Genomic DNA, 13911 nt, shown 5'->3' on the forward strand with positions numbered 1-13911 from the left:
CGCCGCCTCATTATTCAAAACCTCAGCCTAACAGCTGGGGTTTTTTGGTTTTAGGACAACCCACTTTTAGTGATCAATGAAATCTGATAATATTCATTCCTGATTAGGAGATTTATTTTTCATTTTTGGATTATTGTCGCAGTTTTGTAGCAAATCACGATCGAATGGCTGTATTATTTAAAGGGTTGAGATGGGTTCACAAGGGAAAGTCCACAATTGGGGACTTTATCTTTGATAATGGAGAGATTATTCCAGCTGGATCTTATGACTCATCGCCAGCTGAGACTATCATAGCTGATGGCTGGATTTGCTCTGAGGGTTGGGTTGATCTGAGAGTAAGTGCAGGAGAACCGGGTCACGAACATAAAGAAACAATTGAGAGCCTTTGCAATAGCCTTCATGTTTCTGGATTTTCGGCAGCTGTTCTTACTCCCAATACAGATCCTGTAATTGAAAACAAGGGATTGGTTGATTTCTTATTGAGTAAGGCCAAAGCCTTTCCAGTTGAAATCATACCCCAAGCTGCAGTTACTAAAGGTACTCAAGGAGAAGATCTGACAGAAATTTTGGATCTACATTTCCAGTCTGGGGTCACCATATTTGGTGAGGGAAAGGTCTCTCTTTCCAATAGTGATCGCTACCTCAAGATTGTCCAATATTTACAACGTGTCAACGGGATTCTTTTTGATCATACTTATGATCCTTTACTAGCAATATTTGGTCAGATGCACGAAGGGGAAGTTTCTACCCAATTAGGGATGAAAGGAATTCCAAGGCTTGCAGAAGAGGTAGCAATTCAAAGAAATCTAGAATTACTTCGATATGCAGGTGGACGTGTACATTTTCAAACTATCAGTACTGCAAAGTCAGTCGACCTGATAAAGCAAGCCAAAAAGGAAGGTTTGAATATTACAGCTGATGTCTCTATCTATCAATTGATTTTTAATGATCAGGATTTATTTGATTTTGATCCAAACCTAAAGGTCAACCCCCCATTTCGAGAGAAAGAAGATAGAGACGCATTGATTGAAGGTTTGAAGGATGGAACCATTGATGCTTTGGTCTCCAATCATCAACCTGAAGATTTCGATTCGAAATTTATGGAGTTTGATCTAGCCGCTTTTGGTATGACAGGATTGCAGACTTTTTTGCCTGCGCTAAATCAATTGCAAGAAGAGCTAGGTTGGGAATTATTATTAGAAAAAATAACCACTGGACCAGCAAAAGTACTTGATTCAAAGATTTCTCGGGGTTTTACGATTTTCGATCCAAAGGAAAAATGGATATACAACGAGGACTCCAATCATTCTTTAGCTTCTAATAATCCATGGTTTGGCAAAGAGTTACTCGGAAAGGTCAAATATAGAATATATGAAGGTAACATACTGAAAATCAATGAATAAATACCTCAGTTCTGCTTATCAGTTTGGAACCTTGGGAGGAATTCTAAGCTTAATTTCCTTTGGATTTTTAGCTTGGGTTCAGCCAGACCCGACAAATCTGAATTTGATTTTTGGATACATCATCACTCCAGTTTCCATTTTCTTGGCCTTGAGGTTTTTTAAAGATTACTCTAATAATGGCTATCTTTCCTTTGCGGAAGGAATGTCAGTAGGTTTCGTGACGTACATGCTGATTGCTATTATCTCTGCTTTGGGGATTTGGATTATTTTAGTTCTTTTTCCCGATCTTTTTGAAGTTATAAAGGCCTCAAAAATTCAGGTTATGGAGCAAAGTAAGGATACTATCATTACTCAAGTAGGGGAAGAGTCCTTTCAAGCAACCCAAAAAAGTATTCAAGAAATGGCTTCGATTGACATTGCGATCAACGATGGAATTTGGAAAATAGTCCCCGGACTGTTTTTTACCATTATTATTTCTATTATTTTCAGGAAAAACCCCAATTAAATGACTATGGAAGAAAAACAAACTCCTTTTCAAGCTGCCGTAAGACCAGGTCTTACCATTGGCTTAGTTTCTGTTGCACTTACGTTTCTGGTATATTTTATTGACTCTAGCCTCCTTGTAGCGGGTTGGTTTGGACTTGTGGCTCTTGCCATATTCTTCGTATTGGTTATCTTCTTCGGCAGACAGTACCGGGCTGAATTAGGTGGATTCATGACCTTTGGCGTGGCCTTCAATTTTTCTTTCATCACCATGGTGGTTGCTGGATTAATCTCCATTATAGGAGGAATACTGCTTTATCAAGTAATTGACCCTGCATTGCCTTCTGTTCTTGCAGAGCAATCTGTGGAAAATACTTTAGAAATGATGGAAAGTTTTGGTGCCTCCGCAGATTCGATGTCTGCTGAGCAATTGGACGAAATGAGGAATTCCATTTCAGATGGGTTCTCTTTAATGGGGCAAATTAAAAGCTTTGGCTTCGCTCTTATATTTTATGCAATTCTTTCCCTTATCACGGGTGCTATTCTAAAGAAAAAAGATAAATCACTGGATTACTGATATGTTGCAAATTTCGGCGGTTGTTCCTGTATTTAACGAGGAGGAATCCCTTTCAGAATTGACTCAATGGATTAGCCGTGTCATGAACGATCACGGCTTTTCTTATGAAATTATTTTGGTCAATGACGGAAGTACAGATGACTCTTGGGCTGAAATAAGCCGCTTGTCTGAAGACAATGGGAATATCAAAGGAATCAATTTTACCCGAAATTATGGAAAGTCAGCTGCACTGGATGCTGGCTTCAAAAAGGCACAAGGTAAAGTTGTCATCACCCTAGACGCAGACCTTCAGGATAGTCCGGATGAGATTCCTGAACTCTATCATATGATTCATGAGCAAGGCTATGATGTCGTCTCAGGCTGGAAAAAAGAGCGTCACGATCCAATCACCAAGACAATACCTTCCCGCTTCTTTAATGCAGTGACACGATGGATTTCTGGAATCAAGCTGCATGATTTTAATTGTGGGCTAAAAGCTTATAAATTAAAAGTCGTCAAAAATATTCAGGTCTACGGAGAAATGCACCGCTATATCCCCCTTCTAGCCAAGTGGAATGGGTTTGGGAAAATAGGTGAAAAGGTGGTCCAACATCAAGCCCGAAAATATGGTGTCTCAAAGTTTGGGATCGAGCGATTTCTCAATGGTTTTCTGGACTTGATTTCAGTTTCATTTGTACATCGATACAAAAAGAAACCCATGCACTTTTTCGGGCTCCTGGGTACGCTTTCTTTTGTTTCTGGTTTCTTGATCACTTGCTGGCTTATTTTTCAGAAGATTTATGGTCTGAAAAAGGGTTTAGAAGTGCGTGAAATCGTAGATCAACCGCTTTTCTTTTTAGCATTGGTGGCATTGATCATTGGGGTCCAATTGTTTGTTACCGGATTTATTGCGGAGTTGATGACTTCAAACCAATCCAAAGAATCAGAGTACAAAATAGACGAAGAAATCAATTTTGACTATTGATGTTTTTTTCGGTAATCATTCCAGTTTACAATCGCCCTGAAGAACTTCGGGAGCTTTTGGACTCACTTTCGGTCCAATCTTTCCAAGATTTTGAGGTGATTGTCATTGAGGATGGTTCATCGCTGACATCTGAGTCGGTATGTGATTCATTTAAAGAAAAGCTAACTATCCATTACCTCTATCAAGAGAATCAAGGTCAGGGCTTTGCTAGGAATCACGGAATGCAAGAAGCTAAAGGCTCTTTCTATGTCATTTTTGATTCGGATGTAATTGTTCCCAAAGATTACCTCGAAAAACTCAAGATGGCAATTGAGTCGAGAAATTTAGACGCTTTTGGAGGTCCTGATACGGCCGAATCCAGTTTTTCAACTTTGCAAAAGGCCATGGATTTTGCCATGACCTCTTTCTTGACGACAGGAGGGATTCGTGGAAAAATGAAAAACCCAGCTTCTTACCAAGCGAGAGGGTTTAATATGGGCGTATCGAGACAAGTTTTTGAAGAGACAAAAGGCTTTGTGGATCCGAATCGTGGAGAAGACATCGAATGGAGTATTCGAATAAAGAAGTCCGGATTTAAACTCGAGCTAGTCAAAGAAGCCTTTGTATTTCATAAGCGAAAGAATACTCTTAAGTCATTTTTCAATCAAGCCTATTCCTTTGGTCAGAACCGGATTAATGTGTCGAGGTATCACCCAGATGCCGTAAAGCTGGTTCATTTATTACCTTCTGCATTTTTGTTATTCTTAGCTTTAACCTTTGTTTCAGGACTTTTTTCCTGGTCGATTTTTCCAGTATTGCTCTTGGTCTTTTTGATTTGGATTTCCTTGGTCTTCTTTTTTGCAAGTCTTCAATACATGTCCCTAAAAGTAGGAGGGCTGTCTATGGCAACTTCCATTCTTCAATTGGCTGGTTATGGGGCCGGCTTGCTTGTCGAAGGTTTTAGAAAGCTTTTAAAGGGTTAAACGCCCTTTTTACAAACAAACATGGTCTCATCAGGAGGTAAAGCGAACTTTTGAACCATTTCAGCAGGAAGGTTTTTGACGAATTGATTCTCTTCAATTTGTAATCCTGACCTTCTCAACCGCACTGCATAGTCCTTTCCATACTTTCTTACATGGTCTCGCTGACCAAAGATTCGCTCCCTTTCAGCCGGGTCAGTGATTGATTTATCTTCCAAAGTTTCCGGGAGGTCATATACCGGCGATTGCAAGATTCCCCAGCCATTTGGCCTCAAAACCCGGTTGATCTCTGCACAAGACTTGATATCATCGTCGACGTGCTCTAATACATGATTGCAAAACACTACATCAAAGCTGGCATCAGGGAAAGGAATATCATGAATATCCATTTTAACCTTGGCCAAAGGAGACTCAATATCCGCGGTGATATATTCCAAGTTTTTTAGCGAATCGAAGGGCTTCAAAAAGCAGTGTTCGGGAGCCACATGTAATACGCGGAGATTGGCAGTGAAGAAGTTGGTTTTTTCCTGAAGAAAAAGCCACATCAAGCGATGCCGCTCTAATGAAAGGCAGTTGGGGCAAAGTGCATTTTCGCGTGCCTTTCTTCCATAGGGCAAAAACTTTCCGAATTGAGATTGGCATACTGGACACTGGACAGCATCACCTTTATTTTTCCAGGCAAAAAATTTCATAGCCAAAGGGCTGACACGTTGCAAAAAGGGTCTGGGAACGTAGCGAATGACGAAAGAAATGATGTTTTTGATCATGGAGCTGCAATTTAGCTATCGAAGCTTTGGTGAGCTAGTCATCCAAAAAATGTTTTAGCATTTTTTAGCATCAGATGAAGATGAGTAGGTTTGGAATTGAGATATCTATCAGTATTTTAGTTAAATTATTTCAACCGCCTAAGTTAACTGCATGAAAAAATTATTTATCCTACTACTCTCAATGGGGATTTTTTCTTTCCCCTTTTTTGAAGCCAAAGCCCAAGAGACGGTAACCTACACCCTTCAAGATATGGTGCAGCGTGCCAAGGAACTATCACCGGCTTCCCTTCGTGCCAAAACACAAAAGGAAAACAGATATTGGCAATACAGACTCTTTAGATCAAATTACAATCCTCAACTGCGATTGAACGGTACAATTCCTAGCTATTCTCAGGCATTTAATAGCATTACACAGCCTGATGGATCTATCGAATTCCTTGAGGTACAGCAGAACTTCATGGACTTGGAGTTGGGGCTTCAGCAGGTAATTTCACCTACCGGAGGGGTTATTTCAGTAAATACTTCAACCAATCGATTTGATAATTTCTTGGCCAGTCCAAATGATGTGCAGACTCGCTGGTCCGGTGTACCGGTAAATATTCGCTTGCAGCAGCCAATTTTCGCATACAATCCTTTCAAGTGGGATAAAAAAATTCAGCCTTTGCTTTTTGAAGAAAGCAAGCGAGCGTATGTACAGGAAATGGAACAAGTTTCTTTTTTCGTCAGTCAGCTCTTTTTTGATTATTTGCTTGCTCAGGCCAATGTGGATATCGCGACACAAAATCTGAGTAACACCGAGGAGATTTTTGAAATAGAGAAAGCGAGGTATCAATTAGGAACGACTTTCGAGGATAAGCTTCTGCAGGTAGAACTTCAGGTGCTTCAGGCGAGACAGGATTTGGCACAAGCAAAGTTGGACCTGGAAAGCTCAGCTCTTGCTGTGAATTCATTTATCGGCTTAGATCCGAATACACTGATACAGCTTGAATCGCCAGAGAATGTGCCTGATTTTGATGTAAACGTGGATAATGCCATTTCCCTGGCATTCCAAAATAGGGCAGAGGCACTCGCTTTTCAACGGAGGAAAATTGAGGCAGAGGCTGCTTTGGCGGAAGCAAAAGGACAACGCTTTGCCGTACAGCTAAATGCCAGCTATGGATTTAACAATGCCGCTTTAACCTTTCCTGATATTTATCAAAACCCCAACACCCAGGCTTTGGTCAGCTTAGGGTTTTCGGTACCTGTTTTGGATTGGGGTAGAAATAAAGCGCGAATGGCTCAAGCAGAAGCAAATCAGCAGCTTGTGGAATATACCGTGGAGCAGGATCAGATTAATTTCGAACAGGAGATCTTCACAAAAGTCAAAAACTTTCTAATGATCAAAGAGCGTCTTCAAGTGACAAAAGTATCTGACGAAGTGGCTCAGCGACGGTATGAAATCGCCATTAAGCGGTATCAGTCAGGTAATGTGTCGATCACTGATCTTTCCATTGCTCAAAATGAAAAAGATACCAATCGAAGGGCTTATTTCAGTGCATTGAGGGATTTTTGGTTGGCTTATTACGAATTGAGAGCGCTCACGCTGTATGACTTTGAGACAAATCAACTACTGTATACCGCTGAGTAAAAGATAAAGGTCAAAAAAAAGGCGGGTTAAGACCCGCCTTCTTCTTCATATTCAGCTATTTCTTCTTTTAGTTTTTCGATGTCTTTTTCGAGCTTTTCGATTGATTTTTCCTCTTTTTGAATTTTCTTAGTCAATTTTGCAACATCATTTGGAGAAAGTTTACCCCCCGTATTACTCTTATCAAATTTTGCTCTGCTCTTCTCAAGCTTTTCCTTCATTTTGGCGAGTTTCTCCTCGTTTTTAGCAAGTGATTCTTTAGCCTTTTCATAATTGGCCTTCGCTTTCATTGCTTTTTGCTCTTCTTTGGCAGCAACTTTTTCTTCCTTAGTCATTTCTGATTTCTGAGCATGTACCAATTGGGGCACTGCAAATAACGTCAAAAGAAAAAGGGGCAGTATGAGTTTGATAAATCGTTTCATAATTTCTATTGGTTAGTTTACCTGAATTTACAAATTTCATCAATCAAATAAAAAAGCAGGTAAAATTCATTCTTCGGATGACTTATGGTTTTTGGGTAATCTCCCGGCCTTTTTGAGTGCCTCGCGAATAATCCATTCCAGCTGACCGTTGGTGCTGCGGAATTCATCCGCAGCCCATTTCTCAATCGCTTGCATGGTATCCTCATTAATTCGTAGTGCAAAAGCCTTTTTCTTACTCATTATTTTCCTCCTGCCAGTATCTTAGAAAAGCCTTTAGTTCTGACTCTTTTCCAGTGCCAATCATTATTTTCTTTTTCTCACCTGTGTCTATTAGAAGCCCCATATCACCGATGATGCTAAAGGCTTTTGTTGTTTTATTTCCTTTGATTCCCCAACCTCCATAATCCGTCAATGGCGAGTAATTGATTACTTTCAGGCTCCGGATTTGAGATTTTGGAAGCGTTCTCCATTTATTGATAAAAGGAAAAAATCGATAATGGACTCCTTTTTCGTCTATTCTACTTTCTAGGCGAATAGCCATCATCAGAATAAAGACTAAAGCAGACACTCCAACCAATACTGCCATCCCCATAGCTGTTTCATTCGGGTCTGAATCAGTGGTCTGCATGATTACAAGTACCAATACAATGATGGGTAACTCAGTCATGAGCAACAAATACATAATCCAAGTGCCCCGATAACTCTGGCTTTCCTGAAATATTTGATGTGCCATGACTTATTGATTCAGGGTACCAACATTTAATACCGGGCTTGCACTCTTGTCAGAGCAAAGAACTACCATTAGGTTAGACACCATGGTGGCTTTTTTCTCCTCATCAAATTCAATTATGTCTTTGACTTTTAAGTCCTCGAGTGCCATTTCAACCATTCCAACCGCACCCTCTACAATTTTTTGTCTTGCTGCTACAATTGCGGTTGCTTGCTGTCTTTGTAGCATGGCCGAAGCGATTTCAGACGCATAGGCAAGGTGGGAAATTCTGGCTTCGATTACTTTGATTCCAGCATGGTGTAGTCTTTCAGATATTTCCTCCTCGAGAGATTGGTTCACTTCCTCGACCCCAGATCGAAGTGTGATCTCGGCATCTTCATCTTCGAAATTATCATATGGATAAAGTCCAGCCATTTTCCGAACTGCTGCATCGGATTGGAGATGGACGAAATTTTCATAGTCTTCTACATCAAAAGTGGCTTTGAAAGTATCTTCCACTTGCCACACCACGATAGTTCCGACCATGACGGGATTACCGATTTTGTCATTAACCTTCAAAGGTTTGTTTTCGAAGTTTCTAACCCTCAAAGAGATCTTCTTTTTGGTCATAAAAGGGTTTACCCAGAAAAAGCCATTGGCTTTGACGGTCCCTTTGTATTCACCAAAGAGAAGTAATACCATGGATTTGTTTGGCTCCACGATGAAAAAGCCTGGAATGATCAAAATCAAAAGAAAAATGCAGATTACTCCGAGAATCGGCATTTCATTGAGGAATGAGAAAACTGCAGCCGGGATCATCAAAAGATCAATTAAGATGATCAAATAGCCAGTGATGGGTTTCGTTATTTTTTCCATTTCAGTATGATATTAAATTGATATCACATTGAATTACGCTAAAAAAAATTTAAGGTTCAAATTTTGGCAAAAAAAAATCCCCAAAACGGGGATTTATAGCTTGTCTGAAGGGTTAAATTACTTCTTCGAGAAAAGAGAATCTACAAACTCCTTTCGGTTAAACAGTTGTAAGTCAGTTACTTTTTCTCCTACACCGATATATTTTACTGGGATTTTAAATTGATCAGAAATCCCGATGACTACGCCACCTTTTGCTGTGCCGTCTAGTTTGGTAATGGCAAGAGAAGTGACTTCGGTGGCTTTGGTAAACTCTTTTGCTTGGATAAAAGCATTTTGACCTGTTGATCCGTCCAGTACCAATAGTATCTCATGCGGAGCATCAGGGATGAATTTTTGCATCACCCGCTTGATTTTGGTGAGTTCATTCATCAGGTTTACCTTGGTATGTAGTCTTCCTGCGGTGTCAATGATGATTACGTCTGCATTTTCTTCCTTTCCTTTTTTGACCGTATCAAAAGCTACGGAAGCTGGATCCGTATTCATGCCATGAGAAACTACCGGTACACCTACTCTGTTTCCCCATAGAATCAATTGGTCCACTGCCGCAGCACGGAAAGTATCGGCTGCGCCTAATACCACTGATTTTCCGGCATTTTTGAATAGGCTGGCTAATTTTCCTATTGTGGTAGTTTTTCCAACACCATTGACTCCAACCACCATGATGACGTAGGGCTTTTTATCTTGAGGAATGTCAAAATCTAAAAAGTCTTGGGATTGATTTTCTTCCAAAAGCCCAATGATTTCTTCTCGGAGAATGGTGTCGAGTTCCTCCGTATTGACATATTTGTCACGAGCTACCCGTTCTTCGATCCGCTCAATGATTTTGATGGTCGTATCCACTCCCACATCGGAAGTGATCAATACCTCTTCGAGTTCGTCAAGGATCTCCTCGTCCACCTTGGATTTCCCTACGACTGCCTTACTGAGTTTTGAAAAGATGGATTGACTCGACTTTTGAAGTCCTTGATCTAAGCTTTCTTTTTTTTCTTTTGAGAAAAAACCAAAGATTCCCATGTTGATTCGATTGTATGAATTGAAAAATACTAAAAAAGTCCCTACTGACCGAAGTACAGAGGGACTTTGCTATGAAATATGCCTGATGGCAACTTATTTTTTCAACGTATCCTGCACGAGTGTGCTAGGAACCATTTCTTCTTTAAAGGTATAAGCACCGGTTTTGTCAGACTTTACAGCACGGATAACTTTGGCGTAAGTCACACCACCTTCTTTTTTCAGGGTTGCTACTACTTTCTTTGCCATGATGAATATGGGTTAGGGATTGCTCCTTGTGAATTACTTAATTTCTTTGTGTACGGTCACACGCTTAAGAATAGGATTGAATTTTTTCAATTCCAATCGCTCTGTTGTATTCTTTCTGTTCTTGGTCGTGATATACCGAGAAGTACCTGGCATTCCGGATGTCTTGTGCTCTGTGCACTCCAAAATCACCTGAACTCTATTTCCTTTCTTAGCCATCTTTCTAAATGTTTATCGCTGAGATATGATTATTTGATAACGATCATCCCTTTATTCTGAGCTTCTTTCAATACTGCAGAGATACCTTTTTTGTTGATCGTCTTCAGTGCCTTGGAGCTAACTTTCAATGTGATCCAAGCATCTTCTTCTGGTACGTAGAAGGTCTTCTTGTGTAGATTTGGATAAAATCTACGCTTGGTTTTGTTATTAGCATGGGACACATTGTTACCCACTTGAGGTCTTTTTCCGGTAATGTCGCAAACTTTTGCCATGATTCAGTATCGTAATGGATGTGCGTTTCTGTAATTGGTCTGCAAATATCGGAACTTTTTGCGAATAAGCAATAAAGCCCCTGAAAATATTCTGGTTAAATCCTCAGCTTTTTGGAAAAGGACAATGCTTACACCCACTTCCGCAACAATAGCCCCGCTTGAGATGGTATTTCTCTGTAAAAACCATCAAGCCCTGCTCATTAAAATAATAATCTCCGGGCTCTAAAGAAGGAGGATTGCTTGCTTTCTTTTCAGGTTTCATTCCGCGGGCAATAGGGCATTTTGTATATTTGAACTTTCTAATTCTAATACAATCCCAAAATTACTAAAAGATATGCAGACCATCACTTCCAGTAAGCAGGCAATCCAACTTGAAGACCAATACGGTGCTCATAATTATCATCCACTGCCCGTAGTATTGACAAAGGGGGAAGGTGTTTTTCTTTGGGATGTAGAAGGAAAAAGATATTATGATTTTCTATCGGCTTATTCGGCGGTCAATCAAGGACACTGTCATCCTAGGATCAAGGATGCTCTAATCGAGCAAGCGGGTACTTTGACACTTACATCTAGAGCATTCTATAATGATGTATTAGGGCCGTTTGAAAAGTATATCACCGAGTACTTCGGCTTTGAAAAAGTCCTACCGATGAATACGGGGGCTGAAGGTGTGGAGACCGCTATCAAAATTGCTCGAAAGTGGGGCTACGAGCGAAAGAGAGTTGATGAAAACCGAGCCAAAATTATTGTTGCAGAAAATAACTTCCATGGCCGGACGACGACCATCATTTCATTCTCTAATGATGCTAATGCGCGAAAGAACTTTGGTCCCTACACAGCGGGATTTATAAAGATTCCGTATGATGACGTCAATGCTCTAAAAGAGGCACTTCAAGACCCCGAAGTTGTTGCATTTTTGGTCGAGCCAATTCAAGGGGAAGCTGGAGTATATACTCCTTCGGAAGATTTCATCCGAAAGTCCAAAGAGGCTTGTAAGGAGAAAAATGTGCTTTTCATAGCAGACGAAATCCAAACAGGTATTGCCCGCACTGGCTCATTATTGGCAGTCTGTGGGAATTGTAGCTGTGAAGGTCACTGTGAGCGTCAGTCCACGTACACCAAACCAGACATGTTGATTCTAGGGAAAGCTATCTCGGGAGGTTTTTATCCTGTTTCTGCAGTATTGGCAGATCGAGATGTCATGGATGTCATCAAGCCAGGACAGCATGGATCCACTTTTGGTGGTAATCCTCTCGGTACTAAAGTAGCTATGGCTGCCCTTGAAGTGGTGAGAGATGAGAAGCTAGCTCAAAATGCTCGAAAACTGGGACAGATTTTCCGAGATCGTATGCAAAAAATGGTGGATAAATTCCCAATCGCCAAGCTAGTGAGGGGCAAAGGGCTACTTAATGCCGTCGTTATCAACGATTCAGAGGATAGTTCTACTGCTTGGGATATTTGTATAAAGCTTGCAGAGAATGGTTTATTGGCTAAGCCAACCCATGGAAATATCATTCGATTTGCTCCGCCGCTTGTGATGACTGAAGAGCAGCTTCATGAATGCTGTGATATTATCGAGCGAGTAATTGCCGAGTTTAATTAATTGAATAAAAGATCAAATGCTAAGGCCGCTTTGTTCGATAAGAATGGCGGCCTTTCTTTTAAAATAGTATGAATCAAGCAGTGATTTTCGATATGGATGGGGTTATATGTCACACCAATCCATACCATTCTAAAGCGTTTAGGATTTTTTTTGAGAAAAGAAATGTATACCCCACCGAGGAGGAATTTGCTCAGCATATGTATGGGAAAAACAACTCCTACATTCTGAGCCATTTTTTGGGTAGGAAAATTGAAGGTCAAGAACTTTTGGAACTGGAAGATGAAAAAGAGGGGCTTTTCAGAGAGATTTATCAGCATCATATTGACCCAATTCCTGGATTTTTGGAATTCTTGACAATGCTGAAATCCAATAATTTTAAGACTGGTGTGGCGACTTCTGCTCCTTTACTCAACTTGGAATTGATTGCGGGGAAATTGAATTTATACCCTCACTTCGAATCTACTTTTGCCAGCGAGCATGTAAATAAACACAAGCCCGACCCCGAAGTATATTTAAAAAGTGCGTCCAAGTTGGAAGTAGCTCCGGATAGGTGCGTGGTGTTTGAGGATTCTTTCTCAGGAGTCATGGCAGCAAAAAATGCAGGAATGAAAGTGGTTGGAGTACTTTCATCGCATGGTAAAGAGGATTTGCCAACCTGTGACTTATATATCGAGGATTATTCTAAACTTTCATTCGAAGCAATTCATTCGCTATAATTATGCAATACCGTAGACCAAGAAGAAACCGAAAATCAGCATCAGTTCGTGAATTGGTGGAAGAAACATCTTTGAGCACTAAAGACTTGATCTTTCCTCTTTTCCTGATTGATGGTCAAAAGAAGAAAATCGAGGTTGACTCCATGCCAGGAATTTATCGATTCTCCATCGATGAGATGCTTTTGGAGATAGAGTCCTGTCTGAAACTGGGGATTCAGGCATTTGATGTTTTTCCTGCTTATCCAGAATCATTGAAAGATCCCTTTGCTAAGGAAAGCTACAATCCGGAGACATTTTATCTTCAAGGGCTTCGTGCGATCAAAAAGGAGTTTCCTGAAATCTGCTTGATGTCGGATGTCGCCATGGATCCGTATAGCTCTGACGGTCATGATGGGATCGTGCAGAATGGAAAAATCCTGAATGACGAGACTTTGGAGATTTTAGCTAAAATGTCCTTGGCTCAGGCTGACGCTGGAGTGGATATTTTAGGTCCTTCTGATATGATGGATGGTCGTGTAGGCTATATCCGCGAAGAGTTGGACAGTCATGGATTCACGGATGTTTCGATCATGTCTTACACGGCTAAGTATGCCAGTGCTTTTTACGGACCGTTTCGGGATGCCTTGGATTCCGCTCCGAAGTTTGGAGACAAGAAGACCTATCAAATGAATCCTGCAAATAGTCAAGAAGCCTTAATTGAGGCAGATTTGGATATGGAGGAAGGTGCTGATTTTTTGATGGTGAAGCCTGCCCTGAGTTATTTGGACATTATTAAACTTCTTCAAGACAATTTCCCGCTACCAATAGCTGCCTATAATGTCTCCGGTGAATATAGCATGATTAAGGCCTCAGCAGAAAAAGGCTGGATAGATGGAGAACGAGCTATGCTAGAAGTTCTGACATCTATTAAGCGTGCAGGGGCAAAAATCATATTGACCTACTTTGCCAAAGAGTTTGCTTCTCTTAAATAAAAACAAAAAAGAGGCTTTTGAGCCTCTTT

Annotated in this window: 19 protein-coding genes; 9 read left to right on the plus strand and 10 right to left on the minus strand. The window is 40.6% G+C overall.

Annotated elements, in window-relative coordinates:
• The first annotated feature begins 164 nt into the window (after window positions 1-164).
• From OU792_RS06835 to OU792_RS06855, 5 genes are read left to right on the plus strand one after another with little or no spacing between them, the layout of a single operon-like run.
• Complete coding sequence (locus OU792_RS06835) at window positions 165-1403, plus strand: dihydroorotase (RefSeq protein ID WP_274669813.1); 1239 nt, start codon at window positions 165-167, stop codon at window positions 1401-1403.
• The gene (locus OU792_RS06840) at window positions 1396-1908 is read left to right on the plus strand and encodes a DUF4199 domain-containing protein (protein ID WP_134202808.1); all 513 of its coding nucleotides are present in this window, start codon (window positions 1396-1398) and stop codon (window positions 1906-1908) included. The genes OU792_RS06835 and OU792_RS06840 overlap by 8 nt, the downstream gene beginning before the upstream one ends.
• Window positions 1909-1914: 6 nt before the next feature.
• Entirely contained in the window at window positions 1915-2463 is a 549-nt protein-coding gene (locus OU792_RS06845; protein ID WP_026947173.1) for a DUF4199 domain-containing protein, read from the plus strand.
• Window position 2464: 1 nt separating this feature from the next.
• On the plus strand, window positions 2465-3427 hold the full coding sequence (locus OU792_RS06850; RefSeq protein ID WP_274669814.1) for a glycosyltransferase family 2 protein: 963 nt from the start codon (window positions 2465-2467) through the stop codon (window positions 3425-3427).
• The gene (locus OU792_RS06855; RefSeq protein WP_026947171.1) at window positions 3427-4389 is read left to right on the plus strand and encodes a glycosyltransferase; all 963 of its coding nucleotides are present in this window, start codon (window positions 3427-3429) and stop codon (window positions 4387-4389) included. Before OU792_RS06850 ends, OU792_RS06855 begins: the two co-directional genes overlap by 1 nt.
• Here OU792_RS06855 and OU792_RS06860 read toward each other — a convergent pair.
• A complete protein-coding gene (locus tag OU792_RS06860) occupies window positions 4386-5150 on the minus strand; it encodes a class I SAM-dependent methyltransferase (RefSeq protein WP_274669876.1) in 765 nt (254 codons plus the stop codon). The two genes, OU792_RS06855 and OU792_RS06860, sit on opposite strands and share 4 nt — an antisense overlap.
• Before the next feature lie 154 nt (window positions 5151-5304).
• On the opposite strand from OU792_RS06860, the gene OU792_RS06865 reads away from it, so the two are divergent.
• Entirely contained in the window at window positions 5305-6780 is a 1476-nt protein-coding gene (locus OU792_RS06865; protein WP_026947169.1) for a TolC family protein, read from the plus strand.
• A gap of 26 nt (window positions 6781-6806) precedes the next feature.
• Here the strand turns inward: OU792_RS06865 and OU792_RS06870 are convergent, their stop codons facing one another.
• The 9 genes from OU792_RS06870 to OU792_RS06910 form a co-directional block, all read right to left on the minus strand.
• The gene (locus OU792_RS06870; protein WP_134202813.1) at window positions 6807-7199 is read right to left on the minus strand and encodes a hypothetical protein; all 393 of its coding nucleotides are present in this window, start codon (window positions 7197-7199) and stop codon (window positions 6807-6809) included.
• Window positions 7200-7265: 66 nt separating this feature from the next.
• A complete protein-coding gene (locus OU792_RS06875; protein ID WP_134202814.1) occupies window positions 7266-7439 on the minus strand; it encodes an Arc family DNA-binding protein in 174 nt (57 codons plus the stop codon).
• Window positions 7432-7932, minus strand: a complete 501-nt coding sequence (locus tag OU792_RS06880) for a hypothetical protein (RefSeq protein ID WP_274669815.1) — start codon at window positions 7930-7932, stop codon at window positions 7432-7434. The genes OU792_RS06875 and OU792_RS06880 overlap by 8 nt, the downstream gene beginning before the upstream one ends.
• Before the next feature lie 3 nt (window positions 7933-7935).
• Window positions 7936-8784 carry an SPFH domain-containing protein gene (locus OU792_RS06885; RefSeq protein WP_026946855.1) on the minus strand — a complete coding sequence of 283 codons (849 nt, stop codon included), beginning with the start codon at window positions 8782-8784 and terminating at the stop codon, window positions 7936-7938.
• Between the two features lie 117 nt (window positions 8785-8901).
• The gene (gene ftsY / locus OU792_RS06890; protein WP_026946856.1) at window positions 8902-9858 is read right to left on the minus strand and encodes a signal recognition particle-docking protein FtsY; all 957 of its coding nucleotides are present in this window, start codon (window positions 9856-9858) and stop codon (window positions 8902-8904) included.
• A 93-nt stretch (window positions 9859-9951) separates the two neighbouring features.
• Window positions 9952-10104 carry a DUF4295 domain-containing protein gene (locus OU792_RS06895; RefSeq protein WP_081701440.1) on the minus strand — a complete coding sequence of 51 codons (153 nt, stop codon included), beginning with the start codon at window positions 10102-10104 and terminating at the stop codon, window positions 9952-9954.
• A 33-nt stretch (window positions 10105-10137) separates the two neighbouring features.
• Window positions 10138-10320, minus strand: coding sequence for a 50S ribosomal protein L33 (rpmG, locus tag OU792_RS06900; protein WP_026946857.1), 183 nt, complete (start codon window positions 10318-10320; stop codon window positions 10138-10140).
• A 29-nt stretch (window positions 10321-10349) separates the two neighbouring features.
• Complete coding sequence (rpmB, locus tag OU792_RS06905; RefSeq protein ID WP_026946858.1) at window positions 10350-10592, minus strand: 50S ribosomal protein L28; 243 nt, start codon at window positions 10590-10592, stop codon at window positions 10350-10352.
• Window positions 10593-10695: 103 nt separating this feature from the next.
• A complete protein-coding gene (locus OU792_RS06910; RefSeq protein ID WP_162142704.1) occupies window positions 10696-10854 on the minus strand; it encodes a DUF5522 domain-containing protein in 159 nt (52 codons plus the stop codon).
• Between the two features lie 72 nt (window positions 10855-10926).
• Here OU792_RS06910 and rocD point away from each other — a divergent pair, with 72 nt between their 5' ends.
• The 3 genes from rocD to hemB all read left to right on the plus strand — a co-directional run bounded on the left by rocD (window position 10927) and on the right by hemB (window position 13882).
• The gene (rocD, locus tag OU792_RS06915; RefSeq protein WP_134202817.1) at window positions 10927-12195 is read left to right on the plus strand and encodes an ornithine--oxo-acid transaminase; all 1269 of its coding nucleotides are present in this window, start codon (window positions 10927-10929) and stop codon (window positions 12193-12195) included.
• Between the two features lie 68 nt (window positions 12196-12263).
• Entirely contained in the window at window positions 12264-12911 is a 648-nt protein-coding gene (locus tag OU792_RS06920) for an HAD family hydrolase (RefSeq protein WP_274669816.1), read from the plus strand.
• Between the two features lie 2 nt (window positions 12912-12913).
• Window positions 12914-13882: a porphobilinogen synthase gene (gene hemB, locus OU792_RS06925; RefSeq protein ID WP_134202819.1), complete on the plus strand. Its 969-nt coding sequence runs from the start codon at window positions 12914-12916 to the stop codon at window positions 13880-13882.
• Window positions 13883-13911: the final 29 nt, after the last annotated feature.

The sequence above is a fragment of the Algoriphagus sp. NF genome (genome assembly GCF_028823735.1).
Taxonomy (GTDB): domain Bacteria; phylum Bacteroidota; class Bacteroidia; order Cytophagales; family Cyclobacteriaceae; genus Algoriphagus; species Algoriphagus marincola.

Bases quoted from the DNA above. Each gene is read 5' to 3' on its own strand.
- OU792_RS06865 (WP_026947169.1), top strand. From the start codon at position 5,305: ATGAAAAAATTATTTATCCTACTACTCTCAATGGGGATTTTTTCTTTC.
- OU792_RS06875 (WP_134202814.1), bottom strand. From the start codon at position 7,439: ATGAGTAAGAAAAAGGCTTTTGCACTACGAATTAATGAGGATACCATG.
- OU792_RS06840 (WP_134202808.1), top strand. From the start codon at position 1,396: ATGAATAAATACCTCAGTTCTGCTTATCAGTTTGGAACCTTGGGAGGA.
- rpmG (WP_026946857.1), bottom strand. From the start codon at position 10,320: ATGGCTAAGAAAGGAAATAGAGTTCAGGTGATTTTGGAGTGCACAGAG.
- hemB (WP_134202819.1), top strand. From the start codon at position 12,914: ATGCAATACCGTAGACCAAGAAGAAACCGAAAATCAGCATCAGTTCGT.
- OU792_RS06835 (WP_274669813.1), top strand. From the start codon at position 165: ATGGCTGTATTATTTAAAGGGTTGAGATGGGTTCACAAGGGAAAGTCC.
- rocD (WP_134202817.1), top strand. From the start codon at position 10,927: ATGCAGACCATCACTTCCAGTAAGCAGGCAATCCAACTTGAAGACCAA.
- OU792_RS06850 (WP_274669814.1), top strand. From the start codon at position 2,465: ATGTTGCAAATTTCGGCGGTTGTTCCTGTATTTAACGAGGAGGAATCC.
- OU792_RS06870 (WP_134202813.1), bottom strand. From the start codon at position 7,199: ATGAAACGATTTATCAAACTCATACTGCCCCTTTTTCTTTTGACGTTA.
- OU792_RS06880 (WP_274669815.1), bottom strand. From the start codon at position 7,932: ATGGCACATCAAATATTTCAGGAAAGCCAGAGTTATCGGGGCACTTGG.
- OU792_RS06895 (WP_081701440.1), bottom strand. From the start codon at position 10,104: ATGGCAAAGAAAGTAGTAGCAACCCTGAAAAAAGAAGGTGGTGTGACT.
- OU792_RS06920 (WP_274669816.1), top strand. From the start codon at position 12,264: ATGAATCAAGCAGTGATTTTCGATATGGATGGGGTTATATGTCACACC.
- rpmB (WP_026946858.1), bottom strand. From the start codon at position 10,592: ATGGCAAAAGTTTGCGACATTACCGGAAAAAGACCTCAAGTGGGTAAC.
- OU792_RS06845 (WP_026947173.1), top strand. From the start codon at position 1,915: ATGGAAGAAAAACAAACTCCTTTTCAAGCTGCCGTAAGACCAGGTCTT.
- ftsY (WP_026946856.1), bottom strand. From the start codon at position 9,858: ATGGGAATCTTTGGTTTTTTCTCAAAAGAAAAAAAAGAAAGCTTAGAT.
- OU792_RS06855 (WP_026947171.1), top strand. From the start codon at position 3,427: ATGTTTTTTTCGGTAATCATTCCAGTTTACAATCGCCCTGAAGAACTT.
- OU792_RS06910 (WP_162142704.1), bottom strand. From the start codon at position 10,854: ATGAAACCTGAAAAGAAAGCAAGCAATCCTCCTTCTTTAGAGCCCGGA.
- OU792_RS06885 (WP_026946855.1), bottom strand. From the start codon at position 8,784: ATGGAAAAAATAACGAAACCCATCACTGGCTATTTGATCATCTTAATT.